Source organism: Pseudoalteromonas galatheae (genome assembly GCF_005886105.2).
Lineage (GTDB): Bacteria > Pseudomonadota > Gammaproteobacteria > Enterobacterales > Alteromonadaceae > Pseudoalteromonas > Pseudoalteromonas galatheae.
The window spans coordinates 865,878-887,526 of sequence record NZ_PNCO02000002.1 but is presented as its reverse complement, the minus strand read 5'-3'; the positions used below and the strand labels follow the sequence as shown (position 1 = coordinate 887,526).

16 protein-coding genes are annotated in these 21,649 nt (G+C 43.0%); 7 read left to right on the top strand and 9 right to left on the bottom strand.

Annotated features, from left to right (window positions below; translation table 11 throughout):
• Window positions 1-224: 224 nt before the first annotated feature.
• The 5 genes from CWC29_RS21860 to CWC29_RS21845 form a co-directional block, all read right to left on the bottom strand.
• Entirely contained in the window at window positions 225-650 is a 426-nt protein-coding gene (locus CWC29_RS21860) for a hypothetical protein (protein ID WP_138524878.1), read from the bottom strand.
• Window positions 647-1,438, bottom strand: a complete 792-nt coding sequence (locus CWC29_RS21855) for a PoNe immunity protein domain-containing protein (protein WP_167815470.1) — start codon at window positions 1,436-1,438, stop codon at window positions 647-649. Before CWC29_RS21855 ends, CWC29_RS21860 begins: the two co-directional genes overlap by 4 nt.
• A 9-nt stretch (window positions 1,439-1,447) precedes the next feature.
• Window positions 1,448-1,984, bottom strand: coding sequence for a PoNe immunity protein domain-containing protein (locus CWC29_RS21850; RefSeq protein ID WP_235956713.1), 537 nt, complete (start codon window positions 1,982-1,984; stop codon window positions 1,448-1,450).
• On the bottom strand, window positions 1,935-2,198 hold the full coding sequence (locus CWC29_RS23875) for a PoNe immunity protein domain-containing protein (protein WP_235956712.1): 264 nt from the start codon (window positions 2,196-2,198) through the stop codon (window positions 1,935-1,937). Before CWC29_RS23875 ends, CWC29_RS21850 begins: the two co-directional genes overlap by 50 nt.
• A gap of 342 nt (window positions 2,199-2,540) precedes the next feature.
• Window positions 2,541-3,002 carry an SMI1/KNR4 family protein gene (locus CWC29_RS21845; RefSeq protein WP_138524592.1) on the bottom strand — a complete coding sequence of 154 codons (462 nt, stop codon included), beginning with the start codon at window positions 3,000-3,002 and terminating at the stop codon, window positions 2,541-2,543.
• Between the two features lie 197 nt (window positions 3,003-3,199).
• Here CWC29_RS21845 and CWC29_RS21840 point away from each other — a divergent pair, with 197 nt between their 5' ends.
• Window positions 3,200-3,982, top strand: coding sequence for a Rossmann-like fold-containing protein (locus CWC29_RS21840; RefSeq protein WP_138524590.1), 783 nt, complete (start codon window positions 3,200-3,202; stop codon window positions 3,980-3,982).
• A 185-nt stretch (window positions 3,983-4,167) separates the two neighbouring features.
• Window positions 4,168-5,016 carry an EamA family transporter gene (locus CWC29_RS21835; protein ID WP_138524588.1) on the top strand — a complete coding sequence of 283 codons (849 nt, stop codon included), beginning with the start codon at window positions 4,168-4,170 and terminating at the stop codon, window positions 5,014-5,016.
• Between the two features lie 82 nt (window positions 5,017-5,098).
• On the opposite strand, the gene CWC29_RS21830 is transcribed toward CWC29_RS21835, so the two are convergent.
• Both CWC29_RS21830 and CWC29_RS21825 read right to left on the bottom strand, forming a co-directional pair.
• The gene (locus CWC29_RS21830; RefSeq protein WP_138524586.1) at window positions 5,099-5,707 is read right to left on the bottom strand and encodes a MarC family protein; all 609 of its coding nucleotides are present in this window, start codon (window positions 5,705-5,707) and stop codon (window positions 5,099-5,101) included.
• 336 nt (window positions 5,708-6,043) lie between these two features.
• A complete protein-coding gene (locus tag CWC29_RS21825; RefSeq protein ID WP_128725448.1) occupies window positions 6,044-8,527 on the bottom strand; it encodes a S9 family peptidase in 2,484 nt (827 codons plus the stop codon).
• A gap of 137 nt (window positions 8,528-8,664) precedes the next feature.
• Between CWC29_RS21825 and CWC29_RS21820 the strand changes: the two genes are divergently transcribed.
• The 4 genes from CWC29_RS21820 to CWC29_RS21805 all read left to right on the top strand — a co-directional run bounded on the left by CWC29_RS21820 (window position 8,665) and on the right by CWC29_RS21805 (window position 15,848).
• The gene (locus tag CWC29_RS21820; RefSeq protein ID WP_128725447.1) at window positions 8,665-9,675 is read left to right on the top strand and encodes a LacI family DNA-binding transcriptional regulator; all 1,011 of its coding nucleotides are present in this window, start codon (window positions 8,665-8,667) and stop codon (window positions 9,673-9,675) included.
• 339 nt (window positions 9,676-10,014) lie between these two features.
• Window positions 10,015-11,241, top strand: coding sequence for a threonine/serine exporter family protein (locus CWC29_RS21815; protein WP_128725446.1), 1,227 nt, complete (start codon window positions 10,015-10,017; stop codon window positions 11,239-11,241).
• A 443-nt stretch (window positions 11,242-11,684) separates the two neighbouring features.
• Window positions 11,685-14,261 carry a TonB-dependent receptor gene (locus CWC29_RS21810; RefSeq protein ID WP_138524584.1) on the top strand — a complete coding sequence of 859 codons (2,577 nt, stop codon included), beginning with the start codon at window positions 11,685-11,687 and terminating at the stop codon, window positions 14,259-14,261.
• A gap of 258 nt (window positions 14,262-14,519) precedes the next feature.
• Window positions 14,520-15,848: a TonB family protein gene (locus CWC29_RS21805; RefSeq protein WP_128725444.1), complete on the top strand. Its 1,329-nt coding sequence runs from the start codon at window positions 14,520-14,522 to the stop codon at window positions 15,846-15,848.
• Window positions 15,849-15,885: 37 nt separating this feature from the next.
• Here the strand turns inward: CWC29_RS21805 and CWC29_RS21800 are convergent, their stop codons facing one another.
• A complete protein-coding gene (locus tag CWC29_RS21800) occupies window positions 15,886-17,991 on the bottom strand; it encodes a winged helix-turn-helix domain-containing protein (RefSeq protein ID WP_138524582.1) in 2,106 nt (701 codons plus the stop codon).
• A gap of 99 nt (window positions 17,992-18,090) precedes the next feature.
• Here CWC29_RS21800 and CWC29_RS21795 point away from each other — a divergent pair, with 99 nt between their 5' ends.
• Window positions 18,091-20,691 (top strand): TonB-dependent receptor, encoded by a 2,601-nt coding sequence (locus CWC29_RS21795; RefSeq protein WP_138524580.1) that lies wholly within the window; start codon window positions 18,091-18,093, stop codon window positions 20,689-20,691.
• Here the strand turns inward: CWC29_RS21795 and CWC29_RS21790 are convergent.
• Window positions 20,674-21,579 (bottom strand): LysR family transcriptional regulator, encoded by a 906-nt coding sequence (locus CWC29_RS21790; protein ID WP_128725441.1) that lies wholly within the window; start codon window positions 21,577-21,579, stop codon window positions 20,674-20,676. The two genes, CWC29_RS21795 and CWC29_RS21790, sit on opposite strands and share 18 nt — an antisense overlap.
• Window positions 21,580-21,649 lie beyond the last annotated feature (70 nt).

Below are 21,649 nucleotides of genomic sequence, written 5' to 3'. Positions count from 1 at the left end.
ATCTTGTCGATAACACCGCTACCGCACCCTGCTATCGTCAATGTACCTACATCCATATAGGCAAGGCGAAAATTTTGCTATTTACTTGTTCTAAGTGAGAAATTTTTAACGCAGTTAGCGTCAGATTTGCTCCTGCAAAATGAGCAAGTATTAAAGCTGAAAGTCCTCACCTTCTAAAAGGTCACTACCTTACTCGCAACACTCATCTATTTGGCCATGTATACTCATCGGTTATATTCATTGAAAAAGATTTTGTATTTCTTAGGTCTCTCTACAAAGCATCTCCCTCGTGAGATGGAGTTCGCTTTGGCAAACCAATCATATGCTTGTTCAAAGTTTCTCATTTCAAATAAGATCATACCTTTGACGAAGCTTGGGCTATCATCATATGAAATGCAAAAGCCTGAATTTAAGTACTCATCAATGAGTGCCTCTGCCTCGGTAAGTCTATCTATCGCAATAAAGTGTTCACAAGCAGAAGTGATGATAATTAATGATTCAGACCATTGACTCTTTGGTGAGGGCATTAATTCAACAGCTTCTTGCATTGCAATAAATGACTCTTCTAATTCTCCTTTGTCTTTAAACTCAAACGATCGTTCAAATTTATCGTTAATGTCATTACTTAACCTTTCATCTAGTTCTTTCATTGTATTAACTCAATCGGTACATAAACGCTATCTTCCAAGAATTTTCTTGGTATTTCTAGAACATTGGCGACTAAAGCTAATTCAAAGCACCAATAACCAATATAATAATCCGTGTACTCGAATTCGCATTCACAATTGTGATTATCATGCCAGTCCGCCAAGCCCTCTAACTTACTGTACCAATTTTGTGCAAATTGGTTGAGTAAATCAGGCTGTTGTTCACTGGGTACTGTCAAAGCGAGTGAAAGGTTTTGATAAATTTCAGGGTAGTAGAGTGTGGGCGAAATAGGTCTATCGTTATCACCAAGTGCAATGGCTATATTATCAAGTAAGGTGTCTTTGCCGCGTTCGCCAATAACGTCTAGCACTTCTTGAATATGAGCTTGAGCGACATCACAGGCTTGTAAGAGTGCCAGCCACCACAAAGTGTAGATATAACGATTGATATTAGGGGAGCCGACAGCATCAATTTGCCCGCCTAGCTTTTCAAAAGCATAGCGATATATTTGATGATTTGCAGGTAACTTATCACAGTAGTGTGTCAGTTGTTTGCGATACGGCAAAATCGCTTCGGTATAGCGCTTAACATCCCCAAGGTGAGCACCGTATGAGTAGTGCGCTACCGCTCGCATAATCGCGAGCTGATATATACGCTGGGCAACATTAACTCGCTCGCTAGGTGTGGTAAAGTTACCTGCATCGAGGGCTTCTTGTGTTTCTTTGATGCCAACTTCAATGTCGACTAAGAATGCTTCGAAATAATCGTTACTTCTCCGTGTATCGCGCACCTTTATCTCCTACTGATTATCTTGCCAATGTACGAGGTCTTTGGGGTAGTATGGGTGGTCAATGAAGCTGCTATCATCAATATTGAATAATTTAACAACAAGCGCAATTTCCCAGCACCAATAGCCATCGTAAGCATCATTGTCCAGTAAATGTATATCAGGGCTTTCCTCCAAAACGTACCAAGCCTCCATATAAGATTTCGCAAGTGCTGGACGTTGCTCTGGATTTCCTTCAACTACTTTGTACAGCTTACCGAAACGTTTTTTGAACAGAGTATCCGCTGCTATTTCACGATCAGTGTCACCTAGCGCAATCGCAATTTTATCAAATAGTGCATCTTGTCCTTGATTTCCAATAAGCTCTAATAATTGTAAGTAGTAATCTTTTCCCATGTTTAAGCAATAGGCGAAGCAAAATAACTTTAAATAGTTCCGTAAATCGCTTTGGTGCAACTCTTCTAAATCAATGCGCTCAGCTTGTGCTTCTAGAGGTAGTTCATCGGCAAACTTCTTTTGAGCTCGGCGATAAGTTATCGCATCGTTCAAAAGGGGGGTTGAACTCTATTATGCTGTCACCACGAGAGTATTTTACATGCATCAAACTGATTATATTATTTATCAGGTCAAAGCATGTTCTCATCTTGATTTCTATCGTGAGATCACTAGAGTCGAGTTCGGCGACATCCTCTAATATAGTTTCTTCATAGAACTCTACAGCTTCGTCAAAATAGGATTTATCCCGAAAGGTATCTCGGATCATAACAACTCCTTTAAAGTCTTCCTCTAGAACATAGATGATGTGAGTTTCTTGACGTCCATGTCTAGTGATGACTTGTCTATTTTTAGATGACTAATTATAAAAAAACTTATTCATTATTTACACCTATGTAGATTCATATATAAGTGCTACCGTGACCAAAGCTCTTAGTACTTTCTCGGCTTCCTTACCTCTGTGTCAATACGGCTTCATGTTTTATTTTTATCCAGATCACAATCCAGTGCACATCTGTATACCTGCAAATACGAGCCTCGCCTTGCGCTTTCAGCTATTAAATTCGTTGCTATATCAACGATTGCCGATGTTTCTATTAAGTCTAAAGCGCTAGGAAACGCTAAAACCTGCTAAAAAGTCAGTAAATGATGACGCAATTAAGTCGACATTTTGATAATCTGGATTGGCACCTTCATCAACTTGTTTATCTTTCCACCATATAAATACGCCTCCTTTTTGTGCACCATCTACACCAATGCAAATAACATTACCTATGCCATCACCACCAATCGGCAGAAGCTCTTCAGGAATGCTATCGCAATAAATAGAGAACATAGTTAATAAATCAAAGCGAGTATCATTTCTGCCAATTCCAAATAAGACATTAATGTCAAAGTCAAAAAGCAATTCACCGTCAGAATTTTGTTTAGTAAACTGATTTTTAGTAGGCTGGCCACCATTAAACTTTAGAAGAAAATCTATATATTCTTTGGGGAGTTGAAGTTCAAGTTCATTACTGAGCGCTTGGATCTCAAGTAAGCTTGTTTTTGGATAACTGTTTTCAAAGTCCATTCTAATTTCCTAAAATATTGCAAATCTGTGCTGCTCAATTAAACCTGTACATTTTCCCAGTTGAAAGATTCTGGCATTTGGCTGTTGTATTTTGTCTAGTTGGCTTTAAGCTAATAAATCCATCAGAAAAGAGCCAATTGCTACAAGATAACTGCCTAGTTTGATAAACTCCTCCTTTTACTGACTTAGACAGCTCCATGATACTCGATAAAAACTGGCGTATTCTTACCGTTGGCGATGGCGATTTAAGCTTTTCATATTCATTAGCAAAACATTTTGCTCCAGCCCACCTTACTGCCAGTGTGTACGATAGTGAAAATGAACTTAAGCATAAATATCAAGATAATGCATTTGATAAGCTGCATGATTTAGGGGTTAGTGTTGTGACTCAATTTGATGTCACTGAGGCACATTGTTGGCAAAAAGTGCCGCCGCATGCCTTTGATGCAGTTATTTTTCAATTTCCTCTCATTCCTGCATTTGATTCGTTTGAAAGCTTCCAAAACCAGACCTTGAGCGTTAACAGCCTCAATCGGAAATTGCTGCGAGAATTCTTAATAAACGCAGCGGCTTATACACTTGACCCAAATGGCGCTCAGCTCGGGATCATTACGTCAAAGGACGTAAAGCCCTATATTGAGTGGAATCTAGAAGGTAGCCTGATCAACGGACTTGAACAATATTACCTCGGCCAATCTCGATTTGAGATTTCACAGTTCCCAGAATATCAAATTCGCAATGTCGACCGTGATAAGCACGTAAAAGACACCAGCGGTATTAGCTATTACTGGTCTGTAAACCCAGCTCACGCCATCAAAGAAAAGCTCAAAGTACCTGACTATTTGGGTGATAATTACTGCACCATTTGTAGAGCGGGCCCTTTTATCAATGACAGCGATAAGCTCGCGCACTTGGACTCGAAAAAGCATAAAAATATGCAAAAACATGAAAGTGCTTGGCTTAACTACCTGAGTACGTAAACAAAATTGGAACGATAACAAAAAGAAAACCCTGAAAATCAAAAGTAAATAAATCAACAAATAACCATTTCAAAAACCAAGAAAGGCATAAAATATACAAAAGTAATTGAGCCATAATTTAGACACGATTAGACTAGCCTTATATCGCCATTTTTAAGCTTGTTATTTATCTTATTGGGGTCTCAATGCCACTACTTAGCCGCGACTTTGTCATTGCGATTTTATGCCTGCTTTGCGCTATGGTCACCATTCAATCCGGTGCCTCTATTGCCAAGCAGTTATTTCCGTTTGTTGGACCCGAGGGTACCACAGCATATCGCCTTGGATTTTCAGCTCTTATTTTATGTTTGGTGTTCAAACCTTGGCGTCATTTACCAGCAAACTGGCGACCACTTATCGTTTATGGTCTATGCTTGGGCGGAATGAATATCACCTTTTACTACGCCATTGAGCGTATTCCTATTGGTATTGGTGTGGCATTAGAGTTTACCGGGCCGCTTGCCGTAGCGCTGTTTTCATCTAAACGGAAACGTGATTATTTGTGGGTTGCATTTGCTATTTTAGGGATCTTGTTATTGTTACCAGATCTTGGCGATGTCAATGGTTTAGACCCAGTCGGCGTTGCTTTAGCCTTGGTTGCTGGCGCTTGTTGGGCGGGATATATTCTCTATGGTAAGCGCTCAGGCAATGAAAGTTCCGGCGGGGTGACTGTGGCAATCGGCATGACGGTTGCGGCCCTTGCTATCGTGCCGTTTGGTATGGTTTCACAAGGTGCTGCACTGCTTGATTGGTCACTGATCCCATTAGGTATCGCGATTGGTTTATTATCCAGTGCCCTGCCTTATAGCCTTGAAATGGTAGCACTTCGAAAAATGCCTGCACAAGGGTTTAGTATTTTAATGAGTGTTGAACCTGCGGTTGCGGCGTTGGCCGGCTTTTTAATTCTTGGAGAGTTACTGACCGTTTGGCAATGGCTTGCCATTTTTATGGTGATCACAGCATCTGTTGGCAGCTCAGTATCGAGCAAAGAGTGAATTCACAGAAAGGAAGGCTTCGATAACGAAGCCTCTTCTGCTCTCCAAGCGAACGAGAAAGTAAGCTGATCATCTAGATTACTTATAATCCAAAATATGCTTTTAAGCCTGAAAGCGTATTTGTCGTCGCGACGGATGCTAGGATCAATCCCATTACTCGGCTGATAATACTCGCACCACCATTACCAATAATGCGGTGCATGAAGCTGGCACATAACATCAACACACACACTATGGCTAAAACTAACAGCATCATAGCAACCGTCTGCACTTGTTCCCAAATATTGAATCTAGCATTTTCTGTTAATAAAACAGCAGCAAGCATTGCACCTGGGCCAGCTATTGACGGCACAGCCAAAGGGAAAATAGCCGTATCATTATGACTTTTGACCATTCTCACCTCTTCTTCAGGCTTACTTTCACCGAAGATCATCGACAATGCAAAAAGAAACAGCACAATTCCACCCGCAATCTGAAAGGCAGATAGAGGTATTCCCATTGCAGTTAGAATAAGTTCACCTGCAACAACAAAAAAGACCAGAATTGCCGCAGATACAAGCGTGGCAAAAAGGGCTATTTTCCGTTTTTGTACTTCGTCATAGTTTTTAGTAACAGCAATAAAAACAGGGACTGTCCCGATGGGATCTATAACAGCAAAAAAGAAAATAAATGTAGCGAGTAAATCAATCATTGTGTACTACCTTTAGCACGGTGTTCATATCTGTTCTCTATCATTGACCACGAGAAACTCGATCCAGCTTCTGACATTCTAAAAAACAATAATTAACCTGAACTCATCATAACAACATGTTTTCTAGCAGCTGTTACCCCTTACTACAGAGTTAAATCTGTTTGCAATAGACAAGCTACTGACATACAAATTTGCCTTGTATTAAAAAACAACATCTTGCTAGAGCGATATTACACTTTCAACCATGGATATTTTAGTTTATTAACTAACTTTTCATCCAGAGTTCAGGTTACTTAGTTTTAATCTAAGCGCAGTACAGCGCTTAACTTAAAGAGTTTACTGCTCAACAATAGCTTGCGTTGAAATAGCAATCGGCTCTGTCGGAGACACTTCCATATCTTCTTGCTTTTCTTTTGGAAACAAATAGGTATCAAGCCACTGCTCTTGCTCCCAAAGTACATGTAAAATACTTTCACGTGCTTTATAGCCATGACCTTCTTCTGGCAACATCACTAGCCTTGCATTACCACCTAAGCCATTCATTGCAGCAAACATACGTTTAGATTGCATAGGAAAAGTACCTGAATTTGGATCTTCCTCTCCATGGATCATCAACATAGGTTCGTTGATTTTTTCCGCGTGGAAAAAAGGCGACATGTTGGCATAGACGTTTTGCGCTTCCCAGAAGTTACGCGGCTCCCCCTGAAAACCAAACGGCGTCAAGGTGCGATTATATGCCCCGCTTCGCGCAATGCCAGTGGCAAACAAGTCACTATGGGCGAGTAAGTTAGCCACCATAAATGCTCCATAAGAATGCCCTGCAATCGCAATGCGCTTAGGATCTGCTATCCCTTTTTCTACTAAGGTATCAACAGCTGCCTTTGCACTGGCAACCAATTGCTGCCTAAATGTATCATTTGGTTGCGCGTCACCTGCCCCAATTATCGGCATCGTCGGATCATCAAAAACTGCAATACCTTTTGCTAAATACGGCATTGGTCCCCAATAGCCAATATATGGAAATTGGTAAGGTGATTCGCGCACCTGCGAAGCAACGGCTTTATCTTTAAACTCAAGCGGATAAGCCCACATCAGCACAGGTATACGACCTTTTGATGGGTCATAATCAGTGGGAAGATAAAGATTACCAGACAGCTCAACGCCATCATCACGTTTGTACTTGATTTGCTCTTTTACAACGCCTTTAAATGCAGGATAAGGGTGCGCAAACTTAGTTAGCTGCTCCAAAGTATCAAACTGCAAGTCACGGACAAAAAAGTTGGGTTGTTCTTGGCGTGACTCACGCACGGTAATAAAGCGCATACCTTCGTCATCTAACATTGCACGCACTCTTTCGTAATAAGGTTCGCTCGACTGCCAAATACGAGTTGAAGTGTTGGTTTTTACGTCAAAACGATCTAAAAAAGGAATGTTGCCTTTCTCAGATGCACCGTTGCCCGTTAAAAACAAATACCTGCCTCCAACTAGCTTCAATACTCTTGAACCTAAATCACTATTTTCATATACAAAGTTGCCAGGATCTTTGTATGCATCATTATAACTGCGCTCTGAGAACACCACTCGATTTTGCTCTGGATTACGCGGAGAAAATACTGACGAACGGACACTGCGATCGGCAAAGCGCCATTCATTCAAAATCGCAACATTATTATCGGCCCATTCAATACTCGAAAAACGACGTTCTACTTTTGCGAAAAGTTCAGGTTCTTTTTTGAATGGCGAACTAATCGTATAAAGGTGGTCATGATAGTCAACCTTCGCACTCATATCCCCACCATCTTGCGCTTCGGCCCATATTAGCGTCGCGCCATGGTCGTCACGCCACTGGATCTTTCGCGGCCCTTCTCTCACGCTATCAAAGCCCGCAGGCAGTGCGTCGGCTAGTGGCTGCCTTGTAACTTCAAATAATGGATAACCGCGCATTCCCCACACTTGCCATACCGCTGGAAAGCGGCTGTAAGGCACTTGGAATGAAAAAGGATCGGCCATCATACCAACCACTAGATTGGTAGAGTCTGGCGAAACCGAGAAGTGTTTAAGGTATGTTGGGTTACCAATTTGCTGCGCATTAGCATTCAGGTTTAGCTTAATTAACTGTCCCTCAGAATAGAACTTAAATAGCTGAATATCGTAAGGACTAGACAATAAATTCTGATAAGTGCGTGTTGATGCTTTTTTACCTGATGTGGTTTGTACGATTGGCGTTAAGCTAGATTTATCTTTTGCGCTTGGTTGTTTGCCATGATTAATAGCAATATTCGCAATAATTGCTGTGCTATCTGGCAGCCAGCGGTACGGAGTTGAAGTCACCACGCCATTTAATGTTGATTGAGTGAGCTGCTTAAGATTACGCTGCTCAATATCGTAAGTCCAAAGCGTAGCACTATTCTCTTGTTCAAGAATAAACGCAAGATAGCGGCTATCTGCACTCCAGCTTGGCGACTTGATCTTGCCTTTTGGTAGACCTGTCACTTTAACTAAAGCACCGGTTGCCACATGTTTAAACTCAATAGAACTATATTGGCGGCTGGAGGTCCTCATAAAGGTTTTCGGATTGAACTTTATCCCAGCAAGCGCTTGTTCTGGCTGCCCAAGCTCTTCGAGCGTAAGCACCCTATTGCGCTGTAACAATGCCAACCAATTGCCATTCGCACTCAATTTAGAGGTTGGGATCAATGGCGCATCGACAAGCTTTGCCAGCTCTGGCGAAGGTGTCATGTAGCCCTGCTCTTGTGCACATACCGTATATGATACGGCGGTCATTAATATGATAAATGTGATTTGTTTTAATAATTTCACTGTATTTACCTATCTTCGGCGTTTAGCGGGTGATCATATAACGATTATCGGGAAATGTGCATAGATTTGCGATTTAATGCGATGAAAACTTGATGTACACTTAGTCACTTAACCAGCCATAATTGATACGAATTAGCATGAACAACGATAAAAAACTCGCTAAGGTTACCATTTTTGATGTTGCCGAAGAGGCACAAGTTTCTAAATCAACAGTATCCCTTGTCCTAACCCATAGTGATAAAGTCAGCGATAAAAGCAAAGAGAAAGTACTAAAAGCAATCGAAAAACTGGGTTACGTTTATAATCGCGATGCAGCAGCGCTACGTAGTAAAAAGTCTAATCTTGTTGCGCTTGTTATCAACGACTTAACTAACCCGTACTCTGCTCAGCTTGCCGTCGGATTAGAAAAGCATATTTACGCATTAGGTATGGTGCCTATGCTGGTAAATACAGGTGAAGATTTTAGTCGCCAGCGCCAAGTCGTAAACACACTAAAAGAATACAATGTTTGTGCCTTTGTTATGGTGCCTGCACCAAGTACCCCACGAGAGTGGCTGGATCAACTGGCTGACTCTGGATTTCCAGTTATTACCATTATGCGTGAAGTGGCCTTTGCTAAAGCCCCCTGTATTCTACCTGACAATAAAAAAGGGACTCACCTAGCAACGACCCACCTCATTGAGCAAGGCATAAAAGACATTGCTTTTCTAGGTGGTACTCCCGAAATTTCAGATTACCATGAGCGACTATCTGGCTTCCAAAGCGCTTTAAAGCTCAATGGATTAAATGAAGCGCAACCCGCAATCGCTGCTCCAACCAATCGTCAAGGGGGCCGAGAAGCGTTTAATACCCTCATTGCTAACCATAAAGAGATAAAAGCTATCGTTTGCTTTAGTGACGTCATAGCATACGGTGCAATTGAAGCCATGCGCGAACACGGACTGGTGCCTGGCGAGGACATCAAAGTTGTCGGTTTTGATGACTTGCAAGACTCTCAACTTATGAAACCCGCATTAACGAGTGTCAGAATTGATGCCGACGATATAGGTAAGCGAACATGCCATACACTATCCGAAATTTTAAACAAATCGCAACCTGCCGTTAGAACCCTAGTGGATGTGTCATTACAGATCAGAGAATCATCGTAACTCTTAGCACTTAGCACTTAGCAATAAATGTAGCGCTGATACCTGTTTATAAAAAATGCAAATATTTGCGGCCAAAACTATAGACATTACTGAGAATCTGGATAGAATTCGCAGCAATCTTGGCCGCCAAATTTACCTATGCAAATAGTCTGTTGCGAATATCAAATTCGTGAGCAAAAACATCACTAAAATCTAGAGTGATATGTATCTTACTAGCAGCGCGTACCCATGATGAGCTCTGTTTGATTTTTTTAATTTCAAACACCATACTTTTTTAACATTTTCGCCAATTCGCTTCATTCAGTAGAATTGGCATTACACATTTAAGGTTCTTTTTCGTTGAATAACGCAACCTTCACAGAGAAACGCCGCTTTATTGTGAAGTTAGGCAAAATGCTTCACAAATACGGTACCCCTGCCTATCGACTCGAAGCACATTTAATGGAAATAGCCACTCACTTAGGGCTAAAGTCTTCCTTTGTTATGTCTCCGACATCGGTCACTTTTGTAATTTGGACCGAAGGTCATGAAGAAGAATATACCCATGTGGCACGTGTTGATCCCGGCGATCATGATTTAGGTTCATTGGCAGATACGGATGACGTCGCAACACGCGTATTATCTGGTGAGCTTTCAATCCAAGAAGCCGAACAAAACCTTGAAGCCATTTTGCATGCAAGTCCCCCATATAATAAGTTAATGACGGGTCTTGCATTTGCAACCTCAAGTGGTGCGTTTGCGATGCTGATGGGAACTAGCTGGAATGACGTTTGGTGGTCAGCACTAATATCGCTTGTGGTCTACATATTCGTGCTTTGGGCGAGTATTTCCAAACGCGTAACACATATGCTTGAACCTTTGGTCGCCATCGTATCAGCGGTTGCTGCTTGCGCAGTGTCTGTGTACATTGACCCGCAGGTCAACATCCGTTTGGTAGTACTTTCAGCCATTATCGTGTTTATACCTGGCTTGGCGCTGGCACTTGGATTTGCTGAATTATCGGCTCGGCACTTAGTGTCAGGTACCGCAAGAGTCATGGACTCTATTATGTTGCTCTTTAAGCTCTACTTCGGTGCATTTTTGGGGATCAGTTTAGGTTTTGCGTTTTTTGGTCAAGTTGATTTTATACAACCATCACCATTACCGCGCTGGACAGCTTGGCTTGCAGTACTATTACTTTGTAGCAGCCTAGTTGTTATCTTTAGAACAAAACTACGCCATGCAAGTTGGTCACTCGCATCAGGCTTTATCGCCTACGCAGCCAGTATCAGTTCTGCGGTTTACTTTGATTACGCACTTGGTACTTTTGTTGGTGCATTTGCAGTGGGTGTCTTTAGTAATATCTTTAACCGTGTGGTAAATGCCCCAGCGTCCATTGTGGCGATGCAAGGTTTGATTGTGTTGGTCCCTGGTTCTAAAACCTATATTGGACTTAATTCATTGATCGAAGGTCAAAGTTTTGTTCATGCGGATCATATTGGCCAACAAACCTTCTTAATATTTATGTCTCTTATCGCTGGCCTCATCTTCTCAAACGTTGTGCTGCCACCTAAAAAGAGCTTATAACATTCGAAAAGAACTGGAAAGGCAACTTTCCAGTTCTTTGTAGTTGTGAATGTTAACAAAAAATCAAGCAAAACCATTCCAGTAAACTTAACTTAAACCACAAAACTTCCAACTTAAATTATTTTATATCCATATATTTCAATTAAATAAAGATAATTAAACTAGAAAATCGTTAAATTCATAACTATTCATTTCAATTCAAGATTTAACAAACCCCGCTGGTGTTTAATCTTTCTCGAGGTCGACCTCTCAATCACAAGTAATACCAATTATCTTAATTAAGTGGTCTATTTTGAGGCGAGAAAACCTTGTCGATAACAAGGCAAAAATTTTGCTATTTAGTTGCTCTAAATAAGAAATTTTTAACGCAGTTAGCGTCAGATTTACTCCTTCAAACTGAGCAAGTATTAAGGCTAATTGGTATATGCACTCAAGGGGAATGTATGTTTCGCAATAATAAGAAAAAACTGGCTGTATTAATCAGCCAATCTTTGCTCGGCTCGGTACTTTTTGCACCGGGTCTAGCACTCGCTGAAGAAAGCAATAATCAAAAAGCAGCTAAAGATGGTGACGTTGAAGTTATTCAAGTCAGAGGGATCCGTGGTAGCGTTGTTCAATCACTCAATACAAAAAGATACTCTGACGCCATTGTCGATGCAGTAACAGCCGAGGACATTGGCAAATTTCCAGATCAAAACGTTGCCGAATCACTACAACGAATTACTGGTGTTTCAATCACCCGTAGTTTTGGTGAAGGTGAACGCGTTAGTATTCGAGGCACAGGTGAAAGCCAAAACCGGACCTTATTGAATGGTCAAGCCGTCGGCTCAGCGGATTGGTGGACCAACTCAGCGGCGAGCCGTGGTTTTAACTATACGATGTTACCCTCTGAAATCATTTCTGGGCTTGAAGTTTACAAATCACCCGAAGCCGATATTGACGAAGGCTCTATTGGTGGAACCGTGATTGTGAGAACTCGTAAGCCGCTTGATTTAGAAGCAAATAAGATTGCAGGTTCAATTATCGCACAGCACAGCGAAGTATCAGGTGAAACCGACCCGCAACTTTCTGCTATGTACAACTTTAAGACCGATGATGAGTCTTTTGGCGCCTTACTTTCCGTTGTGCGCCAAGAGCGTAACTTACGCCGTGATGGTATTGAAGCATGGTCTTGGACCTATCGTGATATCACACTTGAAGACGGTACCGTCGTCGACAATGTCTACAGCCCTGGCGGTGGTGGCTCAGCTATGTTCTCACAGCAGCGCGTGCGCACGGGTATAAACCTCGCCTTGCAATATCGTCCAAGTGAAAATATGGACATTGTATTCAATGCGTTAGACTCTACGCTTGAAGCCGATAATGAAAACCAAAACTTCCTCTGGTTACCCGGTTACGGCGGCTCACAATACACTGACATTACCGTTATCGACCACCCCGTAGTTGGAAAGATGGCCGTCGGCGGTACACTTGGATTATCTCCAGATGGGAATAACATTCTGGATGAGACCAAAGTACGTAACTCTGAGCTCAAAACCAAATCGTACGACTTAAAAGTTGAGCATCAAGGGCAACTTTGGGAATCTTCATATCACTTAGGTTACACAGAAGGTTCGGGGGGTTCACAAGCGGATCGCTCCGTTGGTTGGGAAGGTAACTATATTCACAGCTTTGATGCGTCACAAGAGGAAGACGTAAAGACCAGTTACACTGCCGATCCAAACGATGGTGATAAATGGAATTTAGGCTTTTTACGCTATGACAGCAATGACGCGAAAGATGATGAAACTTACTTTCAAGCCGATTTTAAGCGTCCAATTGATGTTGCTATCTTCAGCCAGATAAAAGTCGGCTTTAAATACCGTGATCACAGTCGTTTTAATACTAAGCACACAACGGACAATCGTACCGACTTAAACTGGAGTCTAGCTGACTACTCTAAAGCCATGCCATCTGATTACCTATCAGGCATAGGCTCATCGGGCACAACGCGCAGCTATGCAATTACTGATTCAGATAAAATACGCCAAGAAGGTGATGCGCTGGGTTGGAATTACCGAGTGTTGAAGGCCAGTACTTTCGATATCAATGAAAAAATTACCGCAGGCTACATTAAAGCGAACCTGGATGCAGATGGCCTACGCGGTAATTTAGGTGTAAGACTTGTAAATACCAAGCAAACCTCATCCGCGTTTGCAGGTGAGTCCGGTGCTGAGGTATGGACAACGGAAGAAAAGGACTACTTCGACATTCTTCCGAGCATTAACTTGGCGATTGACTTAGATGACGATTTATTAATGCGTTTTTCTGCCGCACGAGTTATGTCTCGCCCAGATTACGCCGATATGACGGCATCAACTTCATACAACCTAGAAACACAAACTGGCACTGGTGGTAATCCTGACATCGACCCATATCGAGCGACGCAGTTTGATACCGGTATCGAGTGGTACTTTAGTGACGCAGGTCTGTTTTCTGCGGTATTTTTCTACAAAGACATTCAGTCGTTTATTGAGAGCCAACCAGCACTTGAAACTCACGAAGGTAAAGAAGTGCTGATCAGCCGTCCTGTTAATGGTAAAGCGGGCCGTATTCAAGGTCTAGAAGTGGGTTATCAACAAGAACTATACGAAGGTTTTGGCGTTGCTGCTAACTATACCTATGTAGATGGTGAAGCCAAAGGTGATGAAGGTAACGACATCACCATCCCTGGCAACTCTGAGCATACTGTTAACTTGAGTTCTTATTATGAAAACGAATTCATTAGTGCCCGTATCTCATACAACTTCAGAACAGGGTATGATACAGGTCGCGACTGGCCAGGATACATTGACGATTATGGTCAAGTAGATGCCAACCTCACCTATAACTACAATGAGAATGTGGCATTTATTCTTGAGGCCATCAACTTGACGGATGAACATACATTTAGCTATCAGGAAAAGGGAGTTGAGCAAGCACTAACAGGTGTCTATGCCGATGGAAGGCGCTTTAGCGCGGGGGTTAGATTTAACTTCTAACACCGAATAGCGAATGAAACTTTTACCGCTAAATCTGGTCTTATTAGCTGTAAAGAAATAGTTTCATGACTCGAATTAAGTCGCTTCCAAGCTAACACAGGTTCGACTTAGTAAACTCCCTGCCCGGAGTTCCAAAAAGCTGATAGCGTTTGCTATCAGCTTTTATTATTTAAATTTCCCTTATATTGTGGTTATATAGCCTTTTCAAAATGACCATAGCAACCCCAAAGAGCAGTCCGAGGATGAGTAATCAATAAAATGCGCAACAATCTCATTTCTGGGCTTATTTTTTCATTTTTTCTAAGCATGAGCTGGCTGACAAAAGCCGATCTTTACGATGCTACCCTCGCCTATCAGAATGAAGAGTTCACGCATGCATTTTCTGAATTCAATCGCCTAGCTCAATTAGGTAATGCAGACGCCATGTATAATCTTGGGGTGATGTATTTGTACGGTCAAGGAACCCAGCAAAGTGCCGCAAATGCCTTTGCTTGGTTTTCATTGGCTAAAGAATTCGGTATTGCAGAAGCCTTTCAAACTGCGCAACTCGTTTTGCAGCAGTCCGATGACCAGAGTGGTCTAAAGGATTTCGTAACACTTCAAAAAAACCGTTTGGCAGATACCTACTTACTTGACTCAACGCTTGCCCGACTCAAACAACCCAATATCATTTCTACGCCGAGTAAAACTCACGATGTATTGCCTGACTACCCTGATGAGGCCGTACGACAAGGAATTGAGGGCTGGGTTTGGTTAGAGTTTGATATCGACCAAAGCGGTAAGGCAATCAATATTGAGGTCGTAGATAGCTACCCCAAGCATATATTCACCGCTAGCCTGTTAAATGCGGTAGAGAAGTGGCGATATACGGGTCCAAAGCAAGCACACACCTTGATTTACCATTTTGCGACGTATAAAGGCGAGCAATACCGCGAAACCTTAGCCATTCAAAAAAAGGCCTACGAAAAACAGCTTAAGCAGAATATCGATGCGGCAGAGCGTGGTGTGGCGCAAGTACAATACTATATTGCTAACTGGTTGAGTATGAAAGATTACAACGCGTATCAGCTACTGCGCTATCACTGGCGATCTGAAGAGCCACAAAATGAATTATATTTAGCCGCAGCCAAAAATGGCTTGGACTTGGCACAATATCGCTTAGCGACTCAGCTTATCAATGTGGGAGAACATCGACTTAGTGTACTTTGGCTAGAACATGCAGCACAAACCATGGATATCGCAAAATATCGCTTAGCAAGATCACTGCTCACAAACGAAGAGCAGCAAGATACTCCACGTGCGCTAAAAGTACTTACCGAGGCCTCGAATAATGGCCATTTGCGCTCCACACTTTTATTAGCAAACACTTATCTAACTCGTCTCAAGGACAAAACTCAGGCCAAAACTTGGCTGCGTCATGGTCTCACCATCGATCCCGAACACCCTGAACTGCTGCTACTGTCTGCCAAGCTTACAGACAATCAGATAGAAGCCAAAAAGCTTGCCTCACAAGCATTGAAGTCGGCATCACAGCGAAATTGGAGTAGTAAAGCAATACGCTCATTCCAGCAAAAGCTAGCTAACTAACTTTTTATCTACACTGAGCTTCGTAACATTACTGTCTTCATCGGTCACCGTACTCCAGTAATACAATGTCACTTTCATAGTTGTTGATCCGATTGAATACTACCTGACTGCCATCAAAGCTTGATAATACCTGTAACTCGGTAAACCCCGCATAAAGGTGTAACCCAATTGGTTGAATTTCTTCGACCTTGTTTTCACTACTTAAATAGCGATAAAGCACCAATTGGTGGCCTCTTTTCAGTACAAAGTAGACCCCGTCTCGGTATACTGCTGGCTGGTAAAGAGATAAAGACCCACGTAACTGCTCTACATCAATTGTTTCAGCCAGCGCAGCAACTAGGTATTCCCTAACTTGCTCTTTGTACCCCACAAAGCTTGCGTTCTTCTGAGTCAGGGGTAAATCAGACGAATGAGTCACAAAAGGCTGTTGCTCACTACGCCCTTGAGATACGGTAAATTGCCACGCCTGCCACTTGGCTTCAGTTGAGAGCTTCGCTCGATAATACAGGTTTCTGCCATCCTGTGACCAATGCAAGTCGGCAATTTCGGCAAAGTTATCAACTACCTTTTTCACCTCTTTAGTAAACGAGCTTATTAGATACACTTTGTGCGACTTTGATAACACGGCGAGATATTCGTTATTTGGTGATAGCAATAGCAAAATAGGCACTTCTCCCATCGGCATCGTACCAAGCAAACTCGACGTTGGCCGAAAATCATGTTTGTGCCACAGCTCAAATTGTGGTGCATCATTATTTTTGGCTGTCACCGAGGCATAAACAAAATGTGCGCCATCATCAGATAAAGCGGCAAGTAGGTCCATTCTAGCGGGCGACGTTAACTGCTTTTGCAGCGCTTCGCCTTGTGCGTCTACAGCAAGCCGATAAAAGTTAATTTCAGCCACGCCCTCAGTGTGCGCCGAAGCACGCAAGCGCGTATTGACATCAATCTCAGATATCGCACCAAATCCGGCGTATAACAACTGCTGCTCACGACCTTTAAGAACACTCAAGTTTTGTTTGGCGATAATAACCGTATCGTCTTGATAACCATGGCTTAATGCCGAAAAAGACTGCTTGGAGAGTGTGGTGGTTTGACTTTCAGAGTCCCCAAGTTGCCCCAGATTTAGGCGATAAACGCCTTGCTCTTTTACCTGATACAACAGCGCTTGTTGGTTAACTTGATAATGTGTTACGTCGCGAATAGGCAAGGCCGTGGTGTTGAGCACTTTAGGATGATTATCCGCGAAAGTGACCGCTACAGATTGCAAATAGGCCCCAGCTTTATCCCAAGACTTAGTGATAAAATGGCCCGCTCGATATTCTAGCCAAGGCGCTGAGTCTTGTGCACTATTACAGCTGCCAAGCACGCTATCGCGCGCTAGTCGCCACATTTCTATTGGACCTTTAACGTGTAACGCCCGTACTTCACAGGAAACCGGATCCGAGCGCGAATAAATCAGCCAGTTACCATCTAAAGACCAACTTGCTGACTCTTCACTATAACCGCTGCTTTTTATCGTATGGGTTGTTTTAGTCTCAAGATCATAGACCGCCAAATCAAATTGATCGGCTCCCTCAGCTAAATAACTGTAGGCTAAATAGTTACCATTTGGAGAAAAGCGCACAAAGACTTCAGCACCCGGTGAGGACGTGATCCGAGTTGCGGTGATGGGCTGCTGTTGCAATTCACTTTGCCATTGCTTGGCAATAAAAACGCCAAGCAAAGTCACCACAAGACCCATAAAAAAACCGAGCAGCGCAAATTGCGCGCCACGCCCGCGAGACAGCTCCTCTACTTGCTCAAGTAGCGTCGGGGCTTTTTTTATTTGTGCAATACATTGATAACCTAGACGTGGTACTGTTTTAATTATTTTTGGCTCGTTTGAACTGTCACCAAGCAGCTTACGTAGCTGTACTACCAGCTGGCTAACAGAGTTATCACTGACGATAGTACCGGGCCATACGATATCTAAGATGGCGTCTCTGGTAACAACCTGTCCCTTGTTAGCAATCAATAGACGCAATAATGCCGCATGCTTCGCTTCGATGCTTCTCCAAGAACCGTCAACACACACAGATAAATTGCTTAGGTCGACAAGTATCTCATTGATTAAAAAACGTTTATCTAAGTTTTCAACCATCAACTACTAAAAATTTGTAAAACTATGGTTAGGCTCGTAATAAAAGCGTATTATGAGTATCAACTAAAGGTAACTTACTCGTATTATAAGTTGAGCACAATGTCAGAATTTCTCATCCAAACAGTTTCTTGTAGCGCATTCTTTATCACAGCTGCAAGTGATGCCGTTGAGCAAAATCAGACAGCTGAAAATACCATAGAACGCATCGAAATCCGTGCCTTCCATGACAGCGTTGTCAAGTCTCTCAGTAATAAACGCCACAATCAACAAGTTTCAAATACGATCAGTGCTGAAGACATAGGTAAGTTTCCAGATAAAAACGTCGCAGAGGCGCTGCAACGGATCACCGGTATCTCACTCTCTCGAGCACAAGGTGAAGGTGAGCGGATCGGCGTGCGAGGCACAACCCCCGAGCAAAATAGAACCTATTTGAATGGTCAATATCTCGCCTCCGCTGATTGGTGGATCTCAAGTCAGCCAAGCCGAGGTTTTAATTTTACCTTATTACCCAGTGAAATCGTCTCGAGTCTTGAGGTGTTCAAAACACCACAAGCTATGCAGGATGAAGGTTCGTTAGGTGGTGCAATCAATATAAAAACCCGCGACCCTCTGCTTACGCCTTCAGGCTATGGCGTTATTACAGCCCAGTTCCAATACAGTGACTTGAGCGATAAACTCGACCCACAATTATCTGCAATTTATAACTACCATAGCGAAACTGGCGACTATGCTGTGCTTTTTACCGCAACACGACGAGATCGCAGCCTCAGACGCGACGGCCTAGAATCGTGGGGATGGCACGATAGGACATTATATCAAGGTGAAGGTGATACTTGGTATGCCACCCAGCAGACCCCACAAAATAAAAGCCAGACGTTGTGGTTTCCAGGAGGTGGGGGTTCGGCAATTTTTCAGCAGCAAAGAGAATTACAGGCTTATACAGTCAATGCCGCGTTCCAGCTTTCCCCACGGCTTAGGTTAAATAGCCACTTACTTTATTCTCATCTAAACGCAGACAACAACAATCAAAACTTTCTCTGGCAAAGTGCAAAGTCTATTGACCTAGGCGGCGGGGTAACCGATTTACATGTACAAGATGGTACTTTGGTGAGCGCCCACTATTTACCCACAGCTGCGCCGTTCAATACCAGCATGGAAGCCATTTGGCGAGATTCGCAGATCAGCACTAAAAGTGCTCATCTAGACTTAGTCTATGACGGTATTTATTGGTCGAGCCAATTTCAAGTAGGTCTAAGCCACGGCTCAGGTGGCACCACAGAAGACATCACGTCACAGTTTTCTGCTAACACCCGCTTTCATGTTGATACGTCAATGCGAAAGAACATCGTCGCAAGTTATGGGATTTCACCGTTAGATGCACCGAGCTGGTTTATCACCGAAGCTCGAAATGACAGCCAAGATGGCAAAGATAAATCATACTTCGCGCAAGCCGATTTTGCGTACGATATCGACTTTAAACAGGTCGACGCGATTAAATTTGGCATTAAACTCAAGGACCATCAACGGGACTTTTTGCGCTATCGTTCCAAAGATGGAGGGCTTGATGGTCTAGCCGGCGAGCTTGGCACTACACTGGCCGCCTATCCGGGCACTTTTGTAGATGATTATTTGCGCGGCGTAGGTAGTGCAAACACCTTAAAAAACTACAGTTATGCCAATATTACGCTGCTCGCCAAAGACTTCAATACGCTCAATTTTGAACAAGAGATAGAAAAAGCCAGTCGTTTTCATATTACAGAAAAAACCGCCGCCGCTTACGGTCAAATGCAACTCGCTGGTGAATCCTATGCAGCCAACATTGGGGTACGGGTGGTCAAAACCTTTCAAGACTCTGCCGCATTTAAACGTGTCGCCTCCCCCATCGAAGCGCCCGACAGCTATGTTTGGCATGAAGAATCTCGGGATTACATCGATATTCTACCCAGCGCCAATATCAAGTTTGATTTAAGCGAAAGTCTGGTTGGCCGTTTTTCCGTTGCGCGCGTCATGTCACGAGCGCAATTTCATCACCTTATGCCCTCAACCAATTACAACGTGACCCAAGCTCAAGGACAAGGTGGTAACGCCAGTCTAGATCCATATAGAGCGGCGCAGTTTGATGCCAGCCTTGAGTGGTACTTTGATGACGCAGGACTCGCTTCCATCGCTTTATTTAACAAGGATGTGGAGTCTTTTATTGAATTTGAGAGAAAACTTGAACGTCATGAAGGCATTTTGATGTCTATCGATAGGCCCAGTAATGGCGCTGGCGGCAGCATCCGTGGCGTTGAACTAAGTTACCAGCAAACACTTGCGTACGGATTTGGGCTAATCGCCAATTACACCTACGTTGATGGCCAACGTGACAACGCTGACGTTGACTTACAGGACAAAGTGCCTGGCACCTCAAAACACAGCGCTAACTTTACCGCTTACTACGAGAACCACCAATTTAGCGCACGGCTTAGCTATAATTATCGAACCCAGTTTGCCACCGGCGTAGGCGAGACCATGATGGATAATTACGGCCAATTAGACGGCAGCCTCACGGTGAAATTAAGTGATAACCTCGATGCGCAATTTGAGTTTATTAATTTAACCGACGAACAAATATATACCTATGATCGCAACGAGTATGCACCAACAGGGGTATATGTGAACGGTCGGCGCTACTACGTAGGGCTAAGATACCAATTCTGATTTGCATGATAACTGCGCCTGTAAAAACCCTAAGAATAGGTCCAGCTTGGCAGAGTGCTCTCGTTTCACTTTATATATGGCATGCAAAGTAACTTCGGGCCTTTTTTGATCGGGAAACAGCTCAACCAAAGCGCCCGAATCGATATCTCGTTGACAGAAATAAGACGGTAGCATGGCAATCCCCAATCCTGCCAACACCGCCTCTCGAATGTGAAAGCGACTATTCGCTATCAAATTACCTTGCAAAGCGTAACTCCGGGTTCCGTCATGCCAACTGTCTTCAACATGATTAAGCTTTGATAACAACATGTTATGCCTACTCAGTTCGTCCAACTGCTCGGGTTTCCCGTGTGCCGCCAAATAACTGGGAGCAGCAACAAAAGTCGAGTTTATATTGATTAATTTCAAGACATAAAATTGACTATCTTTGAGTGCAGCAGACAGCCTAAAAGCCACATCAATCTCGTCTTCGATTAAATCCTGATTTGCTGCGGTAAACATCAGCTCAAGTTTTATTTGTGGATAGCGCTTTTGAAAATCGATACAGATTTGGCTCAATAGCATACGACCTATCGTATTCGGAAAGGTAATTTTTAGATGCCCGGATTGATGCACACCAACCTGTTCGACTTCTTCTTCCAAATCGCGTAGCGCGCGAAGGATCTTTTTCCCTTTTTCATAAACCAACTTACCGGCATCAGACAATGCGAGTCTGCGAGTTGTTCGATTTAGAAGTACTTGTCCGTATGACGATTCTAGCTGTGCTATCGATTTGCTCACCGCTGATGTCGTGGTACCGAGCTGTTCTGCTGCTCGACTAAAGGAGCGCAGCTCAGCGACACAACACAATATTTTAAGTAGGTGAAGTTTATCGTATTCCTTTCTCATTCTTTCCTCTTAGGAAAAAGTCTTTACACCAAATGAATATATATTAACTACAAATAAAAAGTAAACTTAC

Bases quoted from the DNA above. Each gene is read 5' to 3' on its own strand.
- CWC29_RS21860 (WP_138524878.1), bottom strand. From the start codon at position 650: ATGAAAGAACTAGATGAAAGGTTAAGTAATGACATTAACGATAAATTT.
- CWC29_RS23875 (WP_235956712.1), bottom strand. From the start codon at position 2,198: ATGATCCGAGATACCTTTCGGGATAAATCCTATTTTGACGAAGCTGTA.
- CWC29_RS21845 (WP_138524592.1), bottom strand. From the start codon at position 3,002: ATGGACTTTGAAAACAGTTATCCAAAAACAAGCTTACTTGAGATCCAA.
- CWC29_RS21840 (WP_138524590.1), top strand. From the start codon at position 3,200: ATGATACTCGATAAAAACTGGCGTATTCTTACCGTTGGCGATGGCGAT.
- CWC29_RS21835 (WP_138524588.1), top strand. From the start codon at position 4,168: ATGCCACTACTTAGCCGCGACTTTGTCATTGCGATTTTATGCCTGCTT.
- CWC29_RS21830 (WP_138524586.1), bottom strand. From the start codon at position 5,707: ATGATTGATTTACTCGCTACATTTATTTTCTTTTTTGCTGTTATAGAT.
- CWC29_RS21820 (WP_128725447.1), top strand. From the start codon at position 8,665: ATGAACAACGATAAAAAACTCGCTAAGGTTACCATTTTTGATGTTGCC.
- CWC29_RS21810 (WP_138524584.1), top strand. From the start codon at position 11,685: ATGTTTCGCAATAATAAGAAAAAACTGGCTGTATTAATCAGCCAATCT.
- CWC29_RS21805 (WP_128725444.1), top strand. From the start codon at position 14,520: ATGCGCAACAATCTCATTTCTGGGCTTATTTTTTCATTTTTTCTAAGC.
- CWC29_RS21800 (WP_138524582.1), bottom strand. From the start codon at position 17,991: ATGGTTGAAAACTTAGATAAACGTTTTTTAATCAATGAGATACTTGTC.
- CWC29_RS21795 (WP_138524580.1), top strand. From the start codon at position 18,091: ATGTCAGAATTTCTCATCCAAACAGTTTCTTGTAGCGCATTCTTTATC.
- CWC29_RS21790 (WP_128725441.1), bottom strand. From the start codon at position 21,579: ATGAGAAAGGAATACGATAAACTTCACCTACTTAAAATATTGTGTTGT.